General features: G+C 67.2%; 6 protein-coding genes. 1 reads left to right on the top strand and 5 read right to left on the bottom strand.

All coding sequences use genetic code 11. From position 1 onward, the window contains the following. Nucleotides 1-160 precede the first annotated feature (160 nt). Nucleotides 161-1,072 carry an RpnC/YadD family protein gene (locus KIP79_RS09205; RefSeq protein ID WP_214104280.1) on the bottom strand — a complete coding sequence of 304 codons (912 nt, stop codon included), beginning with the start codon at nucleotides 1,070-1,072 and terminating at the stop codon, nucleotides 161-163. A gap of 168 nt (nucleotides 1,073-1,240) precedes the next feature. Here KIP79_RS09205 and KIP79_RS09200 point away from each other — a divergent pair, with 168 nt between their 5' ends. Beyond that, nucleotides 1,241-1,450, top strand: coding sequence for a hypothetical protein (locus KIP79_RS09200; RefSeq protein WP_214104471.1), 210 nt, complete (start codon nucleotides 1,241-1,243; stop codon nucleotides 1,448-1,450). A 126-nt stretch (nucleotides 1,451-1,576) separates the two neighbouring features. Here KIP79_RS09200 and KIP79_RS09195 read toward each other — a convergent pair whose 3' ends face one another. The 4 genes from KIP79_RS09195 to KIP79_RS09180 all read right to left on the bottom strand — a co-directional run bounded on the left by KIP79_RS09195 (nucleotide 1,577) and on the right by KIP79_RS09180 (nucleotide 5,346). Beyond that, on the bottom strand, nucleotides 1,577-2,482 hold the full coding sequence (locus KIP79_RS09195; RefSeq protein WP_214104279.1) for a hypothetical protein: 906 nt from the start codon (nucleotides 2,480-2,482) through the stop codon (nucleotides 1,577-1,579). Between the two features lie 79 nt (nucleotides 2,483-2,561). Beyond that, the gene (locus KIP79_RS09190) at nucleotides 2,562-2,756 is read right to left on the bottom strand and encodes a ferredoxin (RefSeq protein WP_214104278.1); all 195 of its coding nucleotides are present in this window, start codon (nucleotides 2,754-2,756) and stop codon (nucleotides 2,562-2,564) included. 35 nt (nucleotides 2,757-2,791) lie between these two features. Next, nucleotides 2,792-3,967 (bottom strand): cytochrome P450, encoded by a 1,176-nt coding sequence (locus tag KIP79_RS09185; protein WP_250212945.1) that lies wholly within the window; start codon nucleotides 3,965-3,967, stop codon nucleotides 2,792-2,794. A 17-nt stretch (nucleotides 3,968-3,984) separates the two neighbouring features. After that, a complete protein-coding gene (locus tag KIP79_RS09180; RefSeq protein ID WP_214104277.1) occupies nucleotides 3,985-5,346 on the bottom strand; it encodes a glycosyltransferase in 1,362 nt (453 codons plus the stop codon). Between the last annotated feature and the right edge of the window lie 265 nt (nucleotides 5,347-5,611).

The following is a 5,611-nucleotide window of genomic DNA, read 5'->3' as shown; positions in this document are numbered from 1 at the left end:
GTAGATCTGGTATGAATTCTTACGACTTCTAATCCGTAGCTTCAGGGTCCAAATCCCTGGCACCCCACCACCTTTGACCCGATTTGCCCAGGTTGGCTGCTATGTAGGTGATCGATTGTGCGGCTGGCACGGGGCCGCACAATCATGCGCGTTTCGGCGTTCAGGTGAAGATTTCGTCGGTGGAGTTCACGATCGCGGCGCGGCGGACCCAGGTCTTCAGTAGGGCCGGGTCCTCGCAGCGCGTGATTCGATCATGCGCATCGGGGGAGATCTCCAAGCCCCGGGCGTCGAGCACGGCAAGGATGGATTCCGCCTCGCCCTTCGCGAGTCCTTCTGCGAGCCCTTCTGCGAGTCCCTCTTTGCGGCCTTGCTCGACCCAGTGGGACAGGTACTGCCGGGCGGCGGCCTCGTATTTGTCGCTTTTGTCGCCCGCTATTGTCACGATCTCCTCCAGGTGCTTGCGCGCCACGCTTGGTAGCGCGTCGAACACATAATTCAAATATAGCTTGACTCGGTCCTCGTCCAGGGTGTCCATGGCCGAGACCATGGCCTCCAGCGCCGGTCGGCACTCGGGCCGCTCCGCATGGGCCAGGGCGGACAGCATGGCCAGTTCAGGACAGGCGCGCGCCCGGTTCGGATCGGTGATGAGGGGGATGCGGTCGGGGTGCACGGCCAGTGGGGTGATGGTTCCGCTGGGGCCCAGGCCGATGGCCTGTTCGCACCAGCGGGCCACCGCGGGGTCGGGGCAGATGACCATGAGGGCGGTGGCGCACTGCAACCGTGCCCGCAGCGTTGTCGCGTAGACGGGCCAGCTGAATCGCTTGCGTGCGTCGTGTCGGTTCTGCACCTCCACGATGAGGGCCAGCAGGGCCGTGCCTTTCGCGTCGCGTAGGACCACTACGGAGTCGGCGCGGAACTCCACCGGGGCCAGTTGGGTGCAGTCCACCGCCTCGACCGTGGCGGTGGCGAACGGGGGCGGCTGAACTCCTGCGGCATCCCGTAACAGCTCCACCGCCATCGCGGGGCGGGTGTGGATGAACTCTATGGTCATCTCGTGATCGAGTCCTGGCATAGACGGAAGGATACGGGTAATACCTGTCTGCATACATGCTGTACTGCGAGAGTAGGGTTTGATCTGTTCACCCTGGTGGAGGTTTTTCAACCTGGCTTTTTGAGCTGAAGCGAACACGAGGGGAGAAGAGGACGCGGTCAACCGCGTCGTCGGCATGGGCCGCCGTGGGTGCCGCTGCACGTCGTCGTCGGCTACGGCACCGACTTCGACCTCGACGTCAACCTCGACGTGATCCGCGCGTGGTGGTCGTTGCGAAGCCTGCTGGCGGTCCGCTGGCTGGTCAAGCGCGGCTTCGACTCGTCCATCAGCAGGGGGGCTCCAGACGTGTCGGGGTGCGCTCCTGTCGGGTGGGGGTGCCGCCGAGGAGGGCGCGGGTAAGGGCCTGGGTGTCGCTCGACATGCCCTGCAGGGCAGTGTCGAAATGGTCGTCGGTCAAAGTCCGCTCCTGCGCGCGCAGCGCGATCAGGACCGTCTGGCGCAGCAGTTCCTTGATGAAGGACGCCGTTACGTCGTCGGTGGCTGCGACGACCTTCGCGACGTCGGCCTCGACCGCGCGGCCGCGGGCGTACTGGTGTGATCCTTGAGCGCGCCGATCAGGTAGCGCGTGGTGTGGGTTTTGCCGGTGCCGGGCGGGCCGTACAGGAGCAGGCCGCGCCGCAGGTGCTGGCCTGCTTCCAGCAAGTGCCCGGCCTCCCGGGCGATGCCGACGACGTGCTGCTCGATCGCCTCCAGGCGCCCGGCGGGCAGGATCACCTCGTCCCGGGTGAGCTGGGGGCGCGGCAGGAATGTCAGCAGCTCGTTCTCGCGGTGTTCGCTGAAGCCGAAGCTGAGCACCTTTCCCCGGAACGGGTCGTTCTCGCGCTTGAGCCGGTCCACCTCGTCCCGTACGGCTCCCGCTGCCGCTCGGTCGGCCGAGATCACCGTCATCAGGCAGAGTTGTTTGCTGTAGTCCTCGCGGTCGCTGATGCCGAGGATCACCGGCGTGCCGTCGGGGGCGTAGGTGGCGACCAGGCCGAGTTGGAGGACTTCGATGGTCTCGTCATGGTCCACCGGCGCGGTGCCGTAGTCGGGTAGGCCGAGCAGGCGGCTGCCGTCCCGCATGGCGCCGAGCAGCATGTTGATCATGCTCTCCCAGCGCCGTTCCCCGCCGACGACACCGAACCAGCGCGCGTCCGGCGTGTGCGCGCGTAGGTAGTGGTCGGCGCCGATCTGCAGGGCGACGTGCTCGTAGAGGCGGTATTTCTCCTCGACCACGACCACGTCGCTCAGTGGGCAGCCCAGGTGCTCGGTCACTTTGGCCACCAACGGCGAGCGGGCGTTGTCCTCGGTGATGCGCTGGGCGACCGCGTCGTACACCTGGCGCAGGCTCTCGGCGAGGGTCCGCGCGTCGTGCGGCTCGATTTCCGTCACCCGTCCATAGTGCTCCAGGCGAGGAAACTTCGCGCAGCGTCGAGGTCCCCGGCCGGCGGGTACCCGCGCGGTACGGCCCTCAGCTTTCCGCCAGTGAGACGGACCTGGACGGGCAGGCGCGGACGGCCTCCCGCACCACCGTCTGGGCCGAGTCGTCCAGGGTGTCGACCAGGACCATGGCGGTGCCGTCGTCGCTCTGGTCGAAGACCTCCGGCGCGATGAGCACGCACTGGCCGGCGCCGATGCAGCGCTGGGCGTTCACGTTGACCCGCATGACCTTCCTTATCCTGTCGGGGACGTGCAGGTCCGTTACCAGCGGACGGGGAGCGCGTGCAGCCCGAACAGCACGCCGTCGTACTTGAACGGCAGGTCCTCGACCGCCTGGTCGAGCTCAAGGGTCGGAATCCGCCGGAACAGGGACCCGAAGACGGTGTCCATCTCGATCCTGACGAGGTTCTGCCCGAGACACTGGTGCACGCCGTACCCGAACGCGACATGGTGGCGGGCCGAGCGGCTCGGATCGAACTGGTCGGCGTGCCCGAACGTGGCGTCGTCGTGGTTGGCCGCGGCGCCGAGCGGCACGATGCCCTCGCCGGCCCTGATGAGCTGCCCGCCGATCTCGACGTCCTCCACCGCCACCCGCAGCGCCACCCGGTCGGCCACCGACAGGTAGCGCAGCACCTCCTCGACCACCCCGGGCGCGTTGATCCACTGCCGGTTCAGCAGCAGCATGACCACGCCGAGCGCGATGTTGTTCGCCGTCGTCTCGTGCCCGGCGATCAGCAGCAGCAGGGCGACGCCGGAGATCTCCTTGGGGGTCAGCACCCCGGCACGCAGCAACCGGCTGGTCAGATCCCGGCCGGGGAAGCGCTGCTTCATGGCGATCAGCTTGTTGATGTAGAGCAGCAGGTCCTGGGCCGCGGCGTCGCGCTCGTCGTCGGTCGAGGTGAAGGTCACCAGGATCTGCGTCCTGGACTCGAAGAGCTCGCGGTCCGTGCGCGGCACGCCGAGCAGTTCGCAGATGACCAGCGACGGCACCGGCAGCGCGAACGAGGCCACCAGGTCGGCGGTGGTGCCACCGGCGAGCATGGCGTCGATGCAGCCGTCGACGATCCGCTGGACCGCCGGGCGCAGCTCACCCACCCGCCGTACGGTGAACTCCGGGATCAGCGCCTTGCGGAACCGCGTGTGGTCCGGTGGGTCGTAGGCGACGAACCAACCGGGGATCTGGTCGGGGTGCGGCACCGTCCCGTTGCGCCCGATGGTCGGAAACCCCGGGTGCGTGGGGCTGGCACTGATCCGCGGGTCGGTGAGCACGGTGCGCACGTCCTCGTGGCGGGTGACCAGCCACACGGTGCTGCCGTTGGGCAGCGCCGACTTGACCAGGCCCGGGCGCGCCCGCAGTTCGGCGTACGCGTCCGGGGGAGATATTTGCCCGCGCCGTCGCGTCGGGAACTCGATGGAGATCGGATCGCTAGTTGGCATGCTGTCGCCACGTCCTGTCATTTCAGCGCCGGACTGCCCAGGATCAGATCGGCGGCGGCGTGGACGCCCCCCGCCTCTCGCATCGCCTTGGCGAAATGCTCGGCGCGTTCACGGAAGGTGGGGGTGTCGAGGACTCGGGTGATCTTGCTCAGCCAGTCTTCGACATCAATGGTCTGCGGGTCGTCCACGGTGAGGCTGACCCCGCTGTCCACGCCGCGTATCGCCTGGTCGTAGCAGTCGACCCAGAGCGGCCGGATGACCTGCGGCTTGCCGAAGTACAGTCCCTCGTGGAACGCGTTCCCGCCCGCGTGGTTGACGAAGAGCTTGACGTTGGGATGGGCCAGCACATCGAGCTGCGAGGGGACCCAGCTCTCGATCCTGAGGTTCGCAGGCAGCTCGTCGCTCGGCGGCAGCAGGTGTTGCTGCTCCTTCGGGAGTTTCCACAGCACGGAGTGCCGGCCGTCCAACCGGCGGGCGATCTCCGTCATGGCGTGGACTTCGGGGCGGGTCAGCCGGGTGATCGTGCCGAATGCCATGAAGACGACGGAGGGGTTGGCGTCCAGCCACTGCGTCAGGTCATGGTCGCCCGGCGCCTCCGGTAGCGGCGGGATGACCGCGCCAACCAGGTGGACGTTCTCGGGCATGGGGATCGGATAGTCCAGTCCGGGCACCGTGCAGCACACGACGGCCTCGGCGAAATCGGTTTTGGCCGTCGGACGGAGCACCTCCGCCGGAAGCTGCAGTTCCTTCACGGTGGTCAGGACGTGGCGAACGATCTTCAGCATCTTCGGGTGCAGGAACATCAGCTTGGCCCGGGTCTTGAAATAGGAGTTGTAGACCCGCTGCTGGAACGACATGTTCAGGGGCAGCCCGGAGTGCATCATCGGATACCCGCGCGGCGCCGCCGCCGCGAGCAGATTGCTCGGCAGGAACGGCGAGATGAGGATGAACGGGATCTTCAGCTTGACGGCCACGGTGATCGCGATGGGGTTCACGGTGTCGAAGACCATGAGGGCAGGCTTGATCTCCTTGACCAGGGCCTCGACCACCGGGTACCTCTGCTGCGTCGGCACCGGACTGAACACCTGGCGCACCACCGCGTGGTGCGCCTTCCACCGGGACCGCTGGGTGACCTTGCGGTACACCTCGGCGTCCCAACAGTCGGGGGTGATTTCCGGGATGGGGTCACCGAGGGAGACGAAGGTGATGCCGCTTCCCTCGTCGATCTTCTCGATGTCCGCCTTGTGCTCCGCCTCCGCCGCGAACCACAGATCCTCCGTGCCACGCCGGGCCAGTTCGGCGGCGACGACACGCAACGGATTGATAATTCCGTGCCCCGTGGAGCTGAGGAACAGCACCCGCTTGCGGCTCTCGTTCATCGTGCACACCTCCATGGCGGGAGTCGGACCGCCGAAAGTCGGTGACACGCCGGGGTCTGCTCCGGTGGCGGATCCGTCATCGCCGCAAACGTCTTTCGTGGCCGGACGTCGGCGTGCCCGCAAGGTACCGCGGCGAAATTAGGGGGATCACTAGTGTTCCGGGGACCTGGCCTCGTGGGCGCCGCCGGCTGGGCGGGCCGCGCAAAGACTAGGCGTTTGCCGGGTCTCCACCGGGTTCACTTCTCCAACGGATGGCATGCTCGGC

It is taken from the genome of Acrocarpospora catenulata, assembly GCF_018476525.1.
Classification (GTDB): domain Bacteria; phylum Actinomycetota; class Actinomycetes; order Streptosporangiales; family Streptosporangiaceae; genus Acrocarpospora; species Acrocarpospora catenulata.
Note: the sequence above shows the minus strand (reverse complement) of the source record. Positions and strands in the feature narration are given on the sequence as shown.